Genomic DNA, 17,534 nt, shown 5'->3' with positions numbered 1-17,534 from the left:
TTATGTTCAGCGTGTCACACAGAAACAAACGGTGCGGTAAAAAGGAGCAATTAGACTAAAACCTGCACAATGCATAAAACGCATTGTGCAGGTTTTAGAAGTGCTTGGCTTTTTCATACCAATTATTTGGATTTTAGTTGACATAGATATAACTCAAATATTTATGTCACAGCCGCTTTTAACGTTTTTTCCAAAATGATTATTTCGCTTGATTTAACAAACTGCTAATCTCTTTTTTGTTTAAATTACGATATTCACCGGGTCTTAATCCTTTAAGAGTTAAGTCACCATATTTTTCTCTTTTTAATTTTTGAACTGGATAACCAACCGCTTGAAGCATTTTTTTCACTTGATGATTGCGGCCTTCATGGATTGTTAGTTCAATGATACTTGTATTGGTTTTTAGATCTACAGAAATAATTTGGAACGAAGCTGGTGCTGTTTTGTACCCTTCAATCTTCATTCCTTTTGTTAAAGGTAGTAAATCATGCTTTTTGGCAAGACCTTTTACTTTGGCTACATAAACTTTATCGACTTCATGACTTGGATGTGTTAATTTTTGTGAAAAGGTTCCATCATTTGTTAAAAGTAACAGTCCCGATGTATCATAATCTAAGCGACCCACTGGATAAATTCGTTCTTTTATATGGGTAAAATAATCGGTTACAACTTTTCTTCCTTTATCATCAGATACTGCAGAAATTACACCTTTTGGTTTATAAAATAGATAGTAGCCATATTCTTCTTGATAAATTGGAACGTTGTCAACTTCGACTTGATCGTTTTTACCAACTTGTGTCCCCAATTCTTTAACAATTTTACCGTTAACTTTGACACGACCGTTAACAATATACTCTTCAGCTTTTCTACGCGAAGTGACACCTGCGTGAGCAATCACTTTTTGAAGTCTTTCCATTTATTTTTCTTCCTCCGATTCATTTAACTCTATTGTTGTTTCTGCAACGTCTTCATTTAATTCTTTATAGCGGTCAAAGAATAGATCTAAAGGCAATTCTTCAGCGATTTCTTCTTCCATTTGATGAATGTCGGGAAGTTCATCGAGTGATCTCAAACCAAAATAATCCATAAAATAAGCTGTTGTACCATATAAAATAGCTCTTCCTGGACCATCCACTCGACCTTTTTCTTCGATCAACTGCCGTGCTACCAATTTTTGCATCGAGCCCGCTGATTGCACCCCTCTAATTTCATCCACTTCTACTCTTGAAATTGGTTGTTTATAGGCTACAATTGATAAGGTTTCCAGAGCTGCTTGAGATAATGAATTAGAAATTGGTGACTGTGCATATTTTTTTAATAAAGGGGCAAATGTTTTTTTAGTAGATAAAACAAAATGATTACCGACCTCTAGAATATTTAATGCTGACTGTGTATCTGAATCATACCGCTCTTTTAAATTTGTCAACGCTTCGTATGTTTTAGCTGTTGATATCTCTAATAAATAAGATAATTCTTCTAAGCCGATTCCTTCTTCACCAACTACAAATAGAATCGCTTCAATTTGACTTACTGTGGTCACACTGTTTCCTCCGTACTTGCTTCAATTTCATCAGATCTGTTATACAAAAGTATAGTACCATAATTGTCTTCTTGTTCTACATGAACGCTTCCTTTTTTCATTAACTCTAATAACGCCATAAACGTTGTAACAACTTCTTGTTTGGAAAAGGAGGTGAAAAAAGAGTCAAAACGCATCGGTGTATTTCGATCAATTTGGCACATTTTTTTTGAGATTTCTGAAATTTTTTCTTCAATAGATACGTCATCACCTGCAACCGTAGTTTCAATTGGCTGACGACTTTTTTTCTTTTCCAACATAGCATGGAACGCTAAAAATAAATCAATTGTATTAATTTGGTTGGGTTCCAAAAATGGATTATCTTCTTTATACTCATCTATATCCATAGGTTCTTTGGTATAATACAGACTACGTTCAGATTCTTTTTCGTGTAGAAGCCCTGCAGCGTATTTGAATTTTCGATATTCTAATAATTGGGCAACTAAGGCATCTCGCGGATCGTCGCCTTCTAAACTCTCGTCATCATCAGATATTTCCAATTCTTGTTTCGGCAACAGCATTTTACTTTTGATAGCCATCAGTGTGGCCGCCATCACTAAATATTCACCAGCAATTTCTAATTCTAGTGTTTTCATAGTGTGAATATAATTCATGTATTGTTCAGTTACTGCAGCAATTGGAATATCGTAAATGTCAATTTCTAACTTTTGAATTAAATGCAAGAGCAAATCTAAAGGACCTTCAAAAACATCTAATTTTACATTAATTTCCTGCAAGATCATCCAACTTTCTTTTTCGACTCTCTAGTTTACCATAAAAATTATGATTTGTATTCTTTCCATTTAGACAGATAGGAAGATGTAGCTAATGTACCTAAAAATTGTGCATTTGGATAAACCGTTGTCATTTCGTCTAACAGCATAAACCCTAATTTTTCTCCTCTAAACGAAGGGTTGATTGAGATATCATGAACGATTATCATATCGGGTATTTGTTTTTCAATCCCAATGATTCCTTGAATATTATTTTCTCCTTCAGGTATCCAAAAGAATAACTGTAAATTTTCGTCACCTTCATACGTATCAATTTCTTTCAGTAAGGAGTGATACTCCGTTAATTTTTGATGAAAACTTAACAGTCCCATTGCAATTTTCCGTTGCTCTTTTCGATAATCGTTTAACATGATTTCACCTTCTCATATATTATTTTTAAGCCCTTGGGAAATGCTGTTTGTATACATCTGCCATCCGTTGTTTAGTAATGTGTGTGTAAATCTGTGTCGTTGAAATATCAGCATGTCCTAAAAGTTCTTGAACAATTCTTAAATCAGCACCGTTTTCTAATAAATGTGTTGCAAAACTATGTCGTAAGGTATGGGGAGTTATATTTTTATCGATCCCAGCTTCTCTCACAATTTGCTTTAAGTTCTTCCAAACCCCTTGGCGTGATAGCGGTTTACCATGATTGTTTACGAATAAACGAATTTCATTTTGATTTTTCCTAGTTAAAAACGGTCGTGCTTCTTCCAAATATTTTTCAATCCATTGAATGGCATAATCGCCTAATGGAATAATTCGTTCTTTATCACCTTTTCCAAGTGTTTGCAAAAGTCCCATTGCTAAATGTAAATCACCAATTTTAAGATCAACCAATTCGCTTACTCGTAAACCTGTCGCATACATCACTTCTAAAATTGTACGGTTGCGTATACCTAGTGGCTTTGATGTATCGGGTGTTTCAATTAGTAGAGTTACTTCATCAATGGACAATGTGTTAGGAAGCTTTTGAGCTTTTTTAGGTGAATCAATGTGCTGCATAGGATCATGATCGGTCAGCCGCTCTTGTCTTAAAAACTGATGAAAACCTCTTAGAGTAGAAATCATTCGGATAATAGTAGCAGATGAATTTTGTTCACTATGTAACCTTTGTAGATATTCCATAATTATGTATCGATCAATTTCTTGCCAAGAATCAATCTTTTGTTCTTCTACAAATGCTAAATATTTATATAAATCTCGCTCATAACTTTTTCTTGTATTTAAAGACAACCCACGTTCTATTTGTAAATAATGAAGATAATCCCTAACTTGTTCTTCCATTCATTTTACCTCATTTCTTTTTATTATCATATCAAAGAATTCCAGCATATGTATAGTAAAATTAAAAAAATCGTTAAAACAGATATACATTTAGTTCAAACAGTAAAAAATCGCCTCCAGCATTATATCTGGATGACGATAATTTTATTATTTTACATATTTCGTTAAAAAGCTGTTAACTTTATCTTTATACGCTTCTGGATCTACATTGTAAGCTTGAGCATGTTCTGCCCCTTTAACAACAAATTTTTCTTTTGGTGCATTTGTTGCATCATAAACCTCTGCCAACATTTCAAACGGCACGAATTTGTCTGCATCACCATGAATAAATAAAATCGGTGTTTTATTTTTTTTCAATTGGGCAACGGAACTTGCTTCTCCGAAAAAGTACCCTGCTCGAATTTTAGTAATAACGCTGGTAACGGGAATAAGCGGAAACGATGGTAAATTGAACATATCTTTCAATTGATAGGATAACTCACCATTAACAGTCGAATAACCACAGTCTTCTACGATTGCTTTGACATTTTCCGGTAGTTGTTCGCCACTTGTCATCATTACAGTCGCGCCACCCATGCTAATGCCATATAAAGTGATTTGAGCATTTTTTCCATTTTCATTAATCAGCTTATCAATCCATTTAACGTAATCTTTTCTTTCGGGCCAGCCAAATCCGATATAATCTCCCTCACTCTCGCCATGTCCGCGTGCATCAGGAACAAGTACATTATAGCCCCAATCATGATACATTTTAGCAAAGCTTGCCATTGTTTCGGCAGTCCCCATATATCCATGAGCCATGATAACATTTTTATCTGTTTTTTCTTCAGCGGGTAAATAGATTGCCTTTAACTTTAATCCATCTTCAGAAGTTAAATCCCAGTATTCCCGATTAGATTCGTCTTTAAACCACTTTTCTTCCGGCTTTTTAGACTCCACATCAGTTCCCGGTGTGTCTCCAGCTAGAAAGTCTTTTTCAGAAGGAACCACTGCATAATTATAAAAATACATGCCTGCTCCGATCAAAATTACTACGATTAATAGTGCTAGTGCTATTAAAATTTTTACTAAACGATTCATCCTTTTACTCCTTGTTCTAACCAACAACTCTCATTGGCAAATTTGTCACTATACTTTTTCAAATCCTTAAATAGTATAATGTTTTCAAAGTATTTTCGCAATGCTAATCACAAATCAATGTATCTTTTTTATTATGATAGTCGTTAAAAATCATTTCAATATTTTCCATTATTACTCGTTCTTCTGACAATATTAGCATAGAAATTTCTGGTAAGGAGAAAAATTGAGCATCCTCAGTTTCAACTCCTGTTTTAAGTTGTTCATTGAGTGGTTCACAACGAATAAAAAATTTATAAACATAGGTTAAGGCTGCTGGATAATCATGCTTGGCTTTGTCCAAAACAGCAATTAAGTACTGCGCTTTCACTAATATCCCAGCTTCTTCAAATGTCTCTTTTTCAGCAATTTCTTTTGGGGAATAACCAATATCTGCCCAACCACCTGGCAAAGACCAAGCATTATCACTTTTTTCCTTTACAAGCAATAATTTCCCAGCTGAATTAAAAACAACAGCCCGAATATCAACCTTAGGTGTTGCATAGCCTTCGTCTTTGTCGATAATAATCGATAATTTTTGATCTGATATTGCTGGATAAATAATTTTAGTCAATTCCTTAGTAATTTGAGCCAATTCTTCATAACGTTCTAGATCAAAAATATCATTTCCATATTTTTTACCTGTTTGTGCAATACCTTGAAGTTTGGCTAATAGAATGCTTAACTCTTTTTCCATATTAATCACCTCAATTATCATTTTACTCTAAACTAATTTTGTTTGTGTAGTTTAGCTCTAAATGAAAAAAAATAATAAAAAGAGACTAGGCGAATATTTATCTTCAGCCTAATCTCTTTCTCTGTTATTTGTTGTTTTCAATTAATTTGAAGCTGGACCATGGTTTTAAGAAATCTAATAAGAATAGCTCATCTTCTGAAATACGGCCGACTACGTTAACGCGCCCATCATTTTTCATTTCTTTTAACGCAATCTGGGTTTCACCTTTATATTGACCATAGCCAACATTATCGATTAAAACATCCCCTTTTTGCATATCATTAGTATTATGTGCTGGGAAAGCACGATCTTTAAAGTGAATACGTGTCATTGTCGAACGTAAAATATATTCTGAGCGATCACCGCGATAACTATGCAGGCTAGTAAATAGTACTTCTTTTTCATCAGCTGTGATATCTTCAGCCACGTCGACTTTAACTGAAGGATATTCCGCTGTAAAAGCTTCAGCCATTGCTTTTAATTCAGCTTCTGACGCATATGCATTTCCAACTAAAATATCATCAATTAATCCAGTTAAGACTAAATGTTTTACCTGTGTGGCGATTTCTAAATCACGATGATCTTCCAATGAACAAAGTCCATCTTGCGTTGGCCAAGGACCAAATGTTGCATCATGTGAGTTAACAAAAGCCATCGTATTTAAATTATATTTTCTAAATTTTTCAGAACAGAAAACAAAATGGTCATACCCTAAACCAGAATAACGATGGGGATAGAAGTTATGTGAACCTAATAAATTATCTGTATTTGGTGAATAGCTCATGATATTGTCAACATAGCTAGTACCAGTACTCATGTTGATTTCAATTTTAATGCCATAAGGATTTCGAGTCATTTTGGCTTCTTCAGCGCCTGTAAATCCAACATCTAAACGAACACCATAGGCACCCATTTCATCGAAGAAAGATAGATCATCATATGAAATGCACAACTGCTCAAATAAAGCAGGATTGATGTCAACCATGACTTCCATACCAAGACTGTTTGCATAGTCAACCACTTGTTTGAATTCTGCTAATACTTTGTCTTTATCTTCAGTAATTTGAAGCAGACTAGTAAAAACACGTTTAAATCCATATTTGTGTGCTAAGTCTAAATATGCTTTGTCTTTTTCAAATGTTGAGCGTTCTGGATAGATTGAAATACCTAATTTTCCCATTATTGCTGCCTCCTAAAAGTTGCGTTGATTATAATGTATCCACTTTCATTATAACAGAACTAAAAAAAGTGGTCTACACCTTTTATGATTCTTAAATTTTTTTTGTTTAGACTGGTAGTTCCTATGAGGATTTGTTATTATTGATAAGTAACCATATTTGAAAGGAAGACTTAACTTTATGAAAACAAAAAAATTCATGGCTGCAACAATTTTATTAGCATCACTAGTTGCATTTGCGGCATGTGGAACTAAAACTGAAAAAAGTGCAGACTCGTCAGCTGACTCTTCTGCTGAAACAAAATCTTCTGAATCAGCTGTAGATCTAAATGCATTGGATTTACCACAACTTTCTGATGAAGTTACAGAAGATGAAGATCTAGTTGAGTTAGTGACAACTGAAGGTTCTATTGAAATCAAACTATTTCCAAAATATGCACCAAAAGCTGTTGAAAACTTTATGACTCATGCAAAAGACGGCTACTACGACAATGTTACTTTCCATCGCATCATTAAAGATTTCATGATCCAAAGTGGAGATCCTAAAGGTGATGGAACTGGCGGCGAAAGTATTTGGAATGATGAATTTGCACCAGAAATTTCTCCTAACCTTTATCATTTAAACGGAGCGTTAGCAATGGCTCGAACAGGCGGTGATGTATCAGAGAAGACTCAAGGCAGTCAATTCTATATCGTTCAAAATGACGAAGATGTGTCTGATGGCCTGCTAAAATCTGAATATCCTGAAAAAATTATTGAAGCCTATAAAAATGGCGGAACTCCGTTTTTGGATTTTCAATACTCAGTCTTTGGACAAGTAGTTAAAGGAATGGATGTTGTAAATAAAATTGCTAATACTGAAACAAAAGCAAGTGCTAGTGGTGAAAGTAGTACTCCAGTAAATGAAGTTCGTATTGAAAAAATCAACATTTTACAAGAAGCTAAATAATATTTTCTAAGAATGGCGCGCTAGTGTCATTCTTTTTTCTTGGGAGAATAATTTATGAAAAAAATTATGATTGTAGGCCCTGTTGGTAGCGGCAAAACAACCTTAGCTAGGCAACTGGCTAAAGAACATGGTCTTCCTTTTTACGAATTGGATAATCTTATTTGGAATCGGCTTCCAGAAGGAGATCAACGCTTCACGAAAAAGGAATCCACACAAAAACTTAAAGATATTTTAAACAAAGATACTTGGATCATAGAAGGAACAACTACCCAATCTTGGATAAAACCAGCGCTGATGGAAGCTGAAATAATTTTATTACTTCTACCAGCTTACCATGTTCGTGTTACTAGAATTTTCACCCGATTTTTAAAACAACTTATTCATTTAGAACCCTCACATTATCAACCATCACTAAAATTGTTGTTAAATCTATTTGCATGGAATCATCATTACGAAAAAAAGAATCTTTATGAATTACAAAAACTAATCGAACAAAATTCTGATAAAATTAAAACAATAAAAAATCCTCAAGCTTTTTCTGAACTAAAAATAACTGGAGTATAACTCTCTTAGTTATATTTACATCAACAAAAATTCGAATAACCAGTGCGAAAAAACTAGATTAAGCGACTTCTGTCATAACCTCTATTCAACAATTCTAATTATCAAAAAAACTGTCCGAATTAAAATTTACTAAAAGTAAATTTTTTAAATCAGACAGTTTTTTGATTAATTACCTAATTTCGCTAATGCTTTTTCAGGAACATCTACTTGCGAAACTTCTTCGTAAGTTTCTACATGTGCCCCCTTATTAAAAATTTTTAAATAGCGTTCTTCTTTCAACTCATGATCTGCTGTAAAAACAAGTTCTTTGCCTTGTCCACTTTCATCAAATGCAGTTTGCTTATAAGTTGTAATTCCGTAATCATTTACGCTATCAGCCTTTTTCGTTTTTATATAGACTTCACCACTACTAACAAGCGGATTAAGCTGATCAATCGTACCTGATAATTCATCTGATTGGTTTTTTGTATAAAATTTAGCCCCTAAAAGAACTCCGGCTCCAAATAAGGTTAGTACAACAAGTGTTTTAATAAGTTTCATAATCGTTCCTCCAAATTTCATTTGATAATCACATTTTAGCAGTGATTCACACAATTGAAATCGGTCGGATTTACGAATTCTATTTCAGACTTCTGACCTAGAATGTTCTAAGCCTTTCAAAGAAGTTACTTCTACTCCCACTCTTTATTCACTTATTAGGTGCTTGATTGATAACTCAATACGTTTATACTAACATCTGACTTCATCCTAGCTTGCTTTGTTCAACTCTTTGTAAACTGGTGATTATTTTATTTTCTGAGAATTCCATCATACCTGACGCAGTTAATGAAGAGATGCCTGTAGCAACAATCCAAAGACTCATATGTAATGCTTTGCGATCCTCCAGTGTTAGATCAGCAATTTTTTCATCATCTTTAGTCACTCTTTCAAATAAGTCGAATGATAGATCCTGAAGTTCTTGCCCAAATGAATGTGGTCTTACATATAAAGATAAATACAAAGCACTATCTTCTTTGGCAAATTTAATGTAGTTTAAACCGAAGTTTATTACAGTATCCATCGTTGGATTTTCATAAAAATATTTTTTTTCTATTAATTCATGTGTTGTTTTTAATAGTGTTATTTTCAAGTCTTCCATATCCTTGAACTCAAGGTAGATAGGTTGCGTTGAAATACCCATATGCTCTGCCACATTTCGTGCCGTTATACTAGAAAAACCTTTTTTTATCAATAAATCTTGAGCATCAGCTAAAATATGTTGTTTTGTATATACTTTTTTTCTGACCAAATCCATTCCCTCCATATGTTTTAATGTTACAAAAAAATAATTCAGTTTTTCACTATTTTATCCTTTTATTTTACACTCTTTAAACCACTTATTTTTTCAATAATTGTGAATATTTCTTAAAAAGATGATAATTTATATAAGAAATTTTTATTGACTATAATTGACTTAACGCGCTATAGTTAGCCTATTGACTAAAAATTGGAGGTATTAATATGGCTAACACTCATGGCCAAACACTTTTTTTACATACAGATAAAAAACTTCCTGAAAAAAATCAAACAAATAGAAGTTATTATTTACTTATTGGGTATTGTATATTGTTATTAATTATTGGTTTCTTGAGTGAACCTTTCACCACACTTTTGGCTGGAATGATTCTTATCTTGACTTCTCCAAGTAATTTATTAACTGATTACATTGAATTAGGTACATTGGGCAGTGCATTTGTAAATAGCGGGCTACTAACCTTAATTAGTGTCTTACTTGCAAAAAAGGAAAAAGTTCCCATTAATGGTGCAATTATTGCAGCTCTCTTTACCGTATCTGGCTGTTCTTTTTTTGGAAAAAATTTATATAATTCTATTCCTATTATTATCGGCGGGCTTTGTTACGCCCGTTTGGTAAAAAAACCATTTTCACAGTTTATTGTTGTTAGTTTATTCGGCAGTGCTCTTTCACCGATTATTAGTTATTTAACTTTTGGTCTTTCATTACCATTTGCTTTTTCAGTTCCCTTAGGCTGTATTGTCGGGATCTTGATTGGTATGATTTTACCGCCTCTAGCCTCTCATGTGCTAACGTTTCATCAAGGTTTTTCATTATATAACGTTGGTTTCACCTCTGGGTTGATTGCGATGATCTTTACAGGGATTTTGAGGATGTTTGGTTGGAAAATTGAAGGAAAAAATTTAATCTCAACAGCTTATCACAAAGAACTGCTTCTTTTCTTAATTTTTTTATTTTTACTAATGTTTTTAGTTGGTTTTATACTAAATCATTTTTCACTCAAAGGATTTAAAGCGATCAGTAAAACTTCAGGTAAACTGATTACTGACTTTATTTCAATTGCCGGTATTGGAGCAACAATGATGAATATGGCAATTATTGGTTTGTTGCTTGTAGGCTACACGCAGCTTAGTCATTCTACCTTGAATGGTCCGATTGTTGGTGCAATTTTATCAGCTGTTGGTTTTAGTGCCTTTGGTAATCATTTGCTGAATAGTCTACCGTTATTAGTAAGCGTTTATTTAACCGCACAGTTATCTTCTGTTTTTGAAATTGATCAGACGACTGTGGTATTAGCCGGTATTTTTGGAACTGGTCTAGCTCCAATTGCTGGTTATTACGGCATAACTTTCGGTTTGCTCGCCGGCTTTTTGCATATGTCCATTGTAACTAATGTCAGTTACCTTCATGGTGGTTTGAATCTTTATAATAATGGATTTTCTACTGGTTTTGTGGCTGCCGTCATGGTACCATTACTTGATAATATTTTACAGATCAGAAAGGTGAAACAACATGCAAGAAAGAGAAAAAGCTAAGCGGATTGTAGATGAACTTTTAACATATTTCTTTTCTAACAATATCGAAGAAATCCGCATCGCAATGGATTTTACATCTGAAGGATTTTACATTGATATGCAAGGAAAAACAGAACAAGAGCCTGAAAATCTGCTTCATTTATTGGAATTGTTAAATACACCACGAGACTTAAGTATTGAAGGATATTATGAAGAATTGCTGGGGATTACCCATCATGAAGAAGAGGATTACCATTTACTGGGATTGATGATTGATGAGGCTGAAATTAGTTTTGATGCTCCTGACTTTGATATTAAAGTATTTCGAAGAAAATAATTTCTAGCTCTGAAAGTTATGAGCGGAGCAAAACTAAAGATCAGTTTCGCTTCGCTCAACACATCCGAACAAAAGACGAGAAAAAGTAGCTGCCACACCTCGCTCCGATCACATTAACTTCTCGGAGCTAAACACTTTTATCTCGACCTCTCAAGGTTATTTCTTATAATATTGATCCATTTTCTCTTCAACAGTAGCACCACAAACATTAGCAAATTCTGCTGACAATCGTCTTAATTCGATCGCTTCTTCTAAAGAAAGTTCTTCTATTTGAAATTTTTCGATCAAACCAACTAATTTTTTCATATTCTCCTTCATCCAACTACCCACCTTAATTATCTTTCTATGACACAATCAACTTTGTCTTCATATACAGTCAAAACAAACTTTTCCTGATGTGATGCAGCAAGTTCACGTAATGGTTCCACTAAGTGAGCCTCACAATCGATATACAAAATAATCGCTTCGTAACGACCTTTTATTTTGCTCAAAAAATCAGTCAAATTAGTTAGCATATTTTGTTTCGTCATCGTTTCATATGCAGATATTTGTTTGGCCCGGATAAAATTATGTGGAACCTCACCTGAATAACTTATAACCGCAATTTTCTTTCCTGTGTGTTCCCGCTTTACTAATTCCCAAATTTTTTCAATTTTTCTCGGATTGTTTCCCTTAACAATAATCATGTATTTTGCTCCTTCATATCTATCATATTTGTTAGTATATGACACAAAGAAACCTATGATTATCCACTGGCACTTCTTTGTGTCCAGCTTCATTCATGCAAGATAATCTCCTCCTAAAAATTAAAGATACTCCTTTACCATATCATACAAAGAAAATAAAGCAACTCGAAAACAGAGAAAAAAGACTTGTCGATTCTACTTCAATAGTTAATCAGATTTAAAGAAGAGACTGAGAATAACTCGATAAGTTATGTCCCAGTCTCGTATTAGCTTATTTTACTGTAACTTGCCCAATTACATCATTAGCTTTAGCTTCTTGATTTGCTTTAGCTAAATCATAATTTGCAACAACGTCTTGATTCGTGAAGACAACGATTAAATCTGATTTTTTGCCTGCTGATTCTAATGCAGCTAAATCGATTGTTGCGATTTTATCACCTTGTTTTAAAACTTGTCCTTCTTCAACATGAAGAGTAAATGGTTCACCTTTTAATTCAACAGTATCTAAGCCCATGTGTAATAAAACTTCAATACCTGAATCTGTTTGGATACCTAGAGCATGTTTTGTAGGGAATATACTTGTGATCTTTCCGGCAACTGGTGTTGAAACTTCACCATCTGTTGGAATTACAGCAAAACCGTCACCCATCATTTTAGCTGAGAAAACATCATCTTGTACATCTGAAACCGGAACTACTTTTCCATTTGCAACTGCAAATAATTCAGTTTCTTTTGTTTCGGTTTCAGTTGATTCCTGTTTTACTTCAGGCTTTTTTTCTGGTTCACTTGCTACTACCACTGTTGATGCGCCATTGCGGATTTTATTCATTTCATCAGCAACGAATTGAACTTCTGTACCAACGATTACTTGAATATTTGTATCATCAATAACTTTCACACCTGGAACGCCTGTAGCTTTGATTTTAGCTTGGTCAACTTTACTTGTATCAGCAACCGTTAAACGTAAACGAGTCGTACAGTTATCAATTGAAGTAACGTTAGCATCGCCGCCAAGACCTTGGTAAATTTTACCAGCTAAAACAGCAAATTTATTGTCACCAGTTGTATCAATATCTGGAGTTACCTCGTCTTCACCTTCTTCACGACCTGGAGTCATCAAGTTAAATTTCTTGATTGCAAAATCAAATACAAAGAAGTATAGAGCTGCCATTACTAAACCTTGAACGATCAACATGTATGGTTGGTTAGCAATTGGATTACGTAAACTTAAAACAAAATCGACTAAACCAGCACTAAATGCAAATCCTGCTGTCCAATGGAAGAATGCAGAAATAAATAGCGAAATACCAGTTAAAATTGCATGTAATACATATAGAGGCCACGCAACAAACATAAATGAAAACTCTAATGGTTCAGTAATCCCAGTAAAGAATGATGCAAAAGCTGCCGCAATCATCAATGAAGCAGTGGCTTTTTTCTTTTCAGGACGTGCATTACGGTAAATTGCATAAGCACCTGCTGGTAAACCAAACATCATCATCGGGAAGAAACCAGCTTGGTACATACCAGTGATTCCTTTTTCACCTGTACCAGATAAGAAATTACCAATATCATTAATCCCCGCCACGTCAAACCAGAACACTGAATTCAAAGCGTGATGTAACCCTGTTGGAATTAATAACCGGTTAAAGAATCCATAAAGACCGGCACCTAAAGCGCCTAATTGAGAGATTGCTTCACCGAAAGCAACTAAACCAGAGAAAACAACTGGCCATAAGAAGAATAATACCCCTGAAGCAACTAACATTGCTAAAGCTGTCATAATTGGAACCAATCGCTTCCCACTAAAGAAAGATAATGCCATTGGTAATTTTACTTGACTAAATCGATTGTACATTGACGCTGCTATTAAACCGGATAAAATACCAATAAATGCATTTCCGATTTTAGCAAATGATGGATCAACTTCCTCAATTGGAATTCCTTTCATTGCGCCAACTGCTGCTGTTGAAAGTAGTGTTGTAACTACTAAGAAAGCAACTAACCCACTAAGCGCTGCTGCACCATCTTTATCTTTAGACATTCCTAATGCTAAACCAACAGCAAATAATACAGGTAAATTATCAATAATTGCTCCGCCGGCTTTAACTAAGAAAACAGATAAGAAGTTTGGATCTCCAAGTCCAGTCATTACGTTAGGATCAATCCAATACCCAATACCCATTAAAATTGCTGCAGCAGGCAATACTGCTACAGGAAGCATTAATGAGCGTCCCATTCTTTGCATATAAGCTTTCATTTTTGTCTCTCCTCTTACTTTTATTTGGTCATTCTCAGCCGTTCAATATGAATAGCTAAATAACCTAATTCTTCGTTTGGAACTTGATAGTGAAAGTTCCTCATTAACAAAACTTGAACTTTTTTCGAAATCTCGTAGCTTTCAGCATATTTTTTTCTAACTACATCTAAAATTTCATCATCTAATACTGCGTACTGATTTTGTTGAAAACGATGAATAAACAACCGTAAATGATTAACCAAACGTGAATAACTTAAACTCATTTTTTCGTCATGAATATCAATTCCTAATTCTTGCTCAATTAAATGAATGATTTCTGAAACGATTGTGACTTCACGAATACTTTTACTATTATCCGTTCGTCCACTGCGAGCACTATGAATATGGATAGCGATATAACCTGCTTCATCATAACTAAATGGAACTCCTAATGTTTGAGTTAAGTAATCCACGGCCCATTGTGCAATCGAAAACTCTTCTGTATATAGAATTTCAATTTCATTTAACAGCTTATTCCTAACAATAATATTGTTTTGAATATTTTCTGCAGCAAACGCAATATGGTCGCTCAAACCAATGTTAATATGTTCATTCAACTTTTCGCCAAGTACAGTTTCAGCGTGAGCAATAATTTCTTCTGTAACAAAAAAATACTTCTCATCAATTTGTGATAACAGAACTTGAAGTTTTTTCACTCCTTCAGGTTCCATAACAAACATTCGCTCCACTTGATTTGGGAATAACAAATCATTTTTCTTTTTATTAAACCCTACACCTTTACCGACTGCCACTTTTTCTTGCCCAACATCTTCAACGAGTACCGCGTTTTGGTTGAGTACCTTTTTGATTTTCATAAACATTCCTCTTCTGCAGAAGTAGATTGCTCGGATTTCTGTGATAAATAACAAAAAAAGCATAGAACAATCCCGTCAAAATATGAGTATATCATATTTTAATGAAATTATTCCATGCCTAGTATTATCTAGTCACATGAAAACGCTCTTCAATTTTGTTAACAGACATAGTTTACAAAGATATAGACCATTTGTCAACATATTTTGATATATTTTTTATAAAATAGTCAGATATATCAAAAAATGGCAATCCCTTTTTCTAAGGAGATTGCCATTTTTTGATTTGTTATTCGTCAGCTTCAGGATATTCCTCTTCTTCATCGTCAAAGTCATCATCAACATCATCTTCATCAATGATTGTTAAATCTTCTTCGATTCCAGGTAATTCCTCTTCTTCGTCATCAGAATCAGCACCGATTTCTTGAAGGTCTGAGTTGTATGCTTTGATTTCTTCATCCTCTTCATCGTCATCATACAAGATATCATCTTCGTCTTCATCCGTTAATTCAGCATCTTCCGGATCGTCATCATTGTAGTCAATAACATCTTCATCATTTGAATCAATGATAAACGCATTGACTTTCTTACGTTTTCTACGACGTGGTTTGTCTTCTTCATCTTCTTCCAAACCATGAGTTACTTCTTCATCGATAGAATCAATTGGATACCATGAGCGCAAGCCCCAACGGTTGTCTCCTAGAGAGATAAAACTGCCATCAATATTTAAGTCAGTATAAAATTGTGCTAAAGAGTCACGAATTTCGCTGTCAGATTTTCCAAGATAATTTTGAATTTGGTTTACTAGATCAGAGAAGTCCATTACATCTTCACGTTGTTCTAAAATTGCATGCGCAACTTCAATCATGGATAATTCCTCTTTATTCAACCCGTCAAATACATTAATTTCCAAACGGTACACGTCCTTTCACAGTCTACTCCTTATCATACAAAAACATAAAGAAAAAATCAATTGATTATTGCAAAATTAGGCAGTAAATTCTAGTTCTAAATGATATTCCCCAATTTTTTCAGCTTGAGAATACAAATCATAGTCAATTAAAATACTTCCAGCAACGGGTTGATCCTTTAGACTGAAGCGCAAATTCTTTGTAAATGTACTAATTTGAAATAATCCATATGGCGTGCGATAGCTAGTGTCCAAACGCTCTTGATAATCAAATTTTAAACGCATACGCATTTCACCCGCACGAATTAATTGAATTTTCCCATCTGGCTCTACTTTAATGGTAACCGGAATTGCTTCACCTGCTTCTTGCTCTTCTTTATAACGGATATACAATGTATCACCGATTTTAACGATTTGTCCATCTAAATCAAAATAAAAATTTTTCTTTTCTCCAGCTTGATCTACAACTGTCTTTAGTTGAATTGAGACTGGCGTTCCTTGTGATAAATCCATTAAAAACACTCTCCTTTAAATACACTTGTTGCTTTTTAAATATAAGTTAGACTAAAGCTTCAGCTATTTCTTGGTCGATTACTAAGACAGTACAACAATTTCCCAGTAACAGCGGTTTAATACTTTCAGCTTTTTCCCGACCACAAGCAATAATCATAACATTTGGGATTGCTGATAAATCTTCTATTTTAACGCCTAACATTCGTTTACTTATTTCATTGTTCACTGTTTGACCATTTTTGTCAAATAAGGACGCTACTGCATCTCCTTTTACAGCCGTTTCATTAATAATTTGAAGTTCTTTTTTATCCAAATAACCAAGTTGTTTCCAAGTAGAACTTTCGTTAGGATTTCCAACTCCAATAACAGCAAAATCAACATTTTTCGCTTGAGCGATCGCATCTCCGACTAATTTCGAATCGTTCAAAACATCTGCCAAGGTAACACTTTCCGCTAATGCAGGCGCATAGAAATATTGACAGCGACTATTTAACTTTTCTGCCAAACGAAAAGCCAGATGATTCGTGTCAAAATATAAATGTTCACTTGATACACCGCCGACTAATGGACAAACATTGATTGTTGGAAAAGAACTGTAAGGCATTTCATCAATCATATCTGCCAACGTAGTTCCCCAAGATAGCCCGATATCCATTCCAGACTTAAGTTGATTCTTCAAGTAACCCGCAGCAACACGACTGACATCACGCTGAAGAAGATCAGACTGACTTTGCTCATTTACAGGCGTCACAAGAACATCTTTCAGCTGATATTTTTTTTCAATTCGTAAACCTAATTCAATCGTATAAGCTGACTCATCTTTAATTGAAATGGATACTATCCCAGTTTCCCTTGCTTGCTGCAAAATTTTTGATACAACTGGACGCGAAATGCCCAGCTTTTTTGCAATAACTGCTTGAGTTAAGCCTTGTTCATAATACATTGTGACTATTTTCAGCATTTTTCTGCGGTCTTCACTAATTTTCAT

Annotated in this window: 21 protein-coding genes; 4 read left to right on the top strand and 17 right to left on the bottom strand. The window is 34.3% G+C overall.

Annotated elements, in window-relative coordinates:
• Positions 1–199 precede the first annotated feature (199 nt).
• The 8 genes from C240_RS02080 to C240_RS02045 form a co-directional block, all read right to left on the bottom strand.
• On the bottom strand, positions 200–916 hold the full coding sequence (locus tag C240_RS02080; protein ID WP_271490425.1) for a pseudouridine synthase: 717 nt from the start codon (positions 914–916) through the stop codon (positions 200–202).
• Entirely contained in the window at positions 917–1,540 is a 624-nt protein-coding gene (scpB, locus tag C240_RS02075) for an SMC-Scp complex subunit ScpB (RefSeq protein ID WP_271490422.1), read from the bottom strand.
• Positions 1,537–2,316 (bottom strand): segregation/condensation protein A, encoded by a 780-nt coding sequence (locus C240_RS02070; RefSeq protein ID WP_333908788.1) that lies wholly within the window; start codon positions 2,314–2,316, stop codon positions 1,537–1,539. Before C240_RS02070 ends, scpB begins: the two co-directional genes overlap by 4 nt.
• Positions 2,317–2,360: 44 nt before the next feature.
• The gene (locus tag C240_RS02065) at positions 2,361–2,723 is read right to left on the bottom strand and encodes a GNAT family N-acetyltransferase (RefSeq protein ID WP_271490416.1); all 363 of its coding nucleotides are present in this window, start codon (positions 2,721–2,723) and stop codon (positions 2,361–2,363) included.
• 25 nt (positions 2,724–2,748) lie between these two features.
• On the bottom strand, positions 2,749–3,639 hold the full coding sequence (gene xerD, locus C240_RS02060; RefSeq protein WP_271490413.1) for a site-specific tyrosine recombinase XerD: 891 nt from the start codon (positions 3,637–3,639) through the stop codon (positions 2,749–2,751).
• Positions 3,640–3,786: 147 nt separating this feature from the next.
• Positions 3,787–4,719, bottom strand: a complete 933-nt coding sequence (locus C240_RS02055) for an alpha/beta hydrolase (protein WP_271490410.1) — start codon at positions 4,717–4,719, stop codon at positions 3,787–3,789.
• Between the two features lie 103 nt (positions 4,720–4,822).
• Entirely contained in the window at positions 4,823–5,452 is a 630-nt protein-coding gene (locus C240_RS02050) for an NUDIX hydrolase N-terminal domain-containing protein (protein ID WP_271490408.1), read from the bottom strand.
• A 124-nt stretch (positions 5,453–5,576) separates the two neighbouring features.
• Positions 5,577–6,671, bottom strand: coding sequence for a DUF871 domain-containing protein (locus C240_RS02045; protein ID WP_271490404.1), 1,095 nt, complete (start codon positions 6,669–6,671; stop codon positions 5,577–5,579).
• Positions 6,672–6,849: 178 nt separating this feature from the next.
• Between C240_RS02045 and C240_RS02040 the strand changes: the two genes are divergently transcribed.
• Positions 6,850–7,617: a peptidylprolyl isomerase gene (locus tag C240_RS02040; protein ID WP_271490401.1), complete on the top strand. Its 768-nt coding sequence runs from the start codon at positions 6,850–6,852 to the stop codon at positions 7,615–7,617.
• A gap of 54 nt (positions 7,618–7,671) precedes the next feature.
• Entirely contained in the window at positions 7,672–8,181 is a 510-nt protein-coding gene (locus C240_RS02035; protein WP_271490398.1) for a shikimate kinase, read from the top strand.
• A gap of 165 nt (positions 8,182–8,346) precedes the next feature.
• Here C240_RS02035 and C240_RS02030 read toward each other — a convergent pair whose 3' ends face one another.
• Entirely contained in the window at positions 8,347–8,721 is a 375-nt protein-coding gene (locus tag C240_RS02030) for a YxeA family protein (RefSeq protein ID WP_271490395.1), read from the bottom strand.
• 202 nt (positions 8,722–8,923) lie between these two features.
• Entirely contained in the window at positions 8,924–9,469 is a 546-nt protein-coding gene (locus C240_RS02025) for a TetR/AcrR family transcriptional regulator (RefSeq protein ID WP_271490392.1), read from the bottom strand.
• A gap of 212 nt (positions 9,470–9,681) precedes the next feature.
• On the opposite strand from C240_RS02025, the gene C240_RS02020 reads away from it, so the two are divergent.
• Positions 9,682–11,010 carry a DUF1576 domain-containing protein gene (locus C240_RS02020; RefSeq protein ID WP_271490390.1) on the top strand — a complete coding sequence of 443 codons (1,329 nt, stop codon included), beginning with the start codon at positions 9,682–9,684 and terminating at the stop codon, positions 11,008–11,010.
• Positions 10,988–11,326, top strand: coding sequence for a hypothetical protein (locus C240_RS02015; RefSeq protein WP_271490387.1), 339 nt, complete (start codon positions 10,988–10,990; stop codon positions 11,324–11,326). Before C240_RS02020 ends, C240_RS02015 begins: the two co-directional genes overlap by 23 nt.
• A 156-nt stretch (positions 11,327–11,482) precedes the next feature.
• Here the strand turns inward: C240_RS02015 and C240_RS02010 are convergent, their stop codons facing one another.
• The 7 genes from C240_RS02010 to C240_RS01980 all read right to left on the bottom strand — a co-directional run bounded on the left by C240_RS02010 (position 11,483) and on the right by C240_RS01980 (position 17,534).
• On the bottom strand, positions 11,483–11,644 hold the full coding sequence (locus C240_RS02010) for a hypothetical protein (RefSeq protein WP_271490384.1): 162 nt from the start codon (positions 11,642–11,644) through the stop codon (positions 11,483–11,485).
• Between the two features lie 17 nt (positions 11,645–11,661).
• Positions 11,662–12,012, bottom strand: a complete 351-nt coding sequence (locus C240_RS02005) for a hypothetical protein (protein WP_271490381.1) — start codon at positions 12,010–12,012, stop codon at positions 11,662–11,664.
• Positions 12,013–12,283: 271 nt separating this feature from the next.
• Positions 12,284–14,272: an N-acetylglucosamine-specific PTS transporter subunit IIBC gene (nagE, locus tag C240_RS02000; RefSeq protein WP_271490379.1), complete on the bottom strand. Its 1,989-nt coding sequence runs from the start codon at positions 14,270–14,272 to the stop codon at positions 12,284–12,286.
• A gap of 20 nt (positions 14,273–14,292) precedes the next feature.
• Positions 14,293–15,126: a PRD domain-containing protein gene (locus C240_RS01995; protein ID WP_271490375.1), complete on the bottom strand. Its 834-nt coding sequence runs from the start codon at positions 15,124–15,126 to the stop codon at positions 14,293–14,295.
• A gap of 286 nt (positions 15,127–15,412) precedes the next feature.
• A complete protein-coding gene (gene rpoE, locus C240_RS01990) occupies positions 15,413–16,036 on the bottom strand; it encodes a DNA-directed RNA polymerase subunit delta (RefSeq protein ID WP_333908784.1) in 624 nt (207 codons plus the stop codon).
• A 75-nt stretch (positions 16,037–16,111) separates the two neighbouring features.
• Positions 16,112–16,546, bottom strand: coding sequence for a DUF1934 domain-containing protein (locus tag C240_RS01985; RefSeq protein WP_271490369.1), 435 nt, complete (start codon positions 16,544–16,546; stop codon positions 16,112–16,114).
• Between the two features lie 46 nt (positions 16,547–16,592).
• Complete coding sequence (locus C240_RS01980) at positions 16,593–17,534, bottom strand: sugar-binding transcriptional regulator (RefSeq protein ID WP_271490366.1); 942 nt, start codon at positions 17,532–17,534, stop codon at positions 16,593–16,595.

It is taken from the genome of Enterococcus sp. 5H, from assembly GCF_028128615.1.
Classification (GTDB): domain Bacteria; phylum Bacillota; class Bacilli; order Lactobacillales; family Enterococcaceae; genus Enterococcus_L.
The sequence above is the reverse complement of the archived record's forward strand: the minus strand, read 5'-3'. Positions and strand labels throughout refer to the sequence as shown.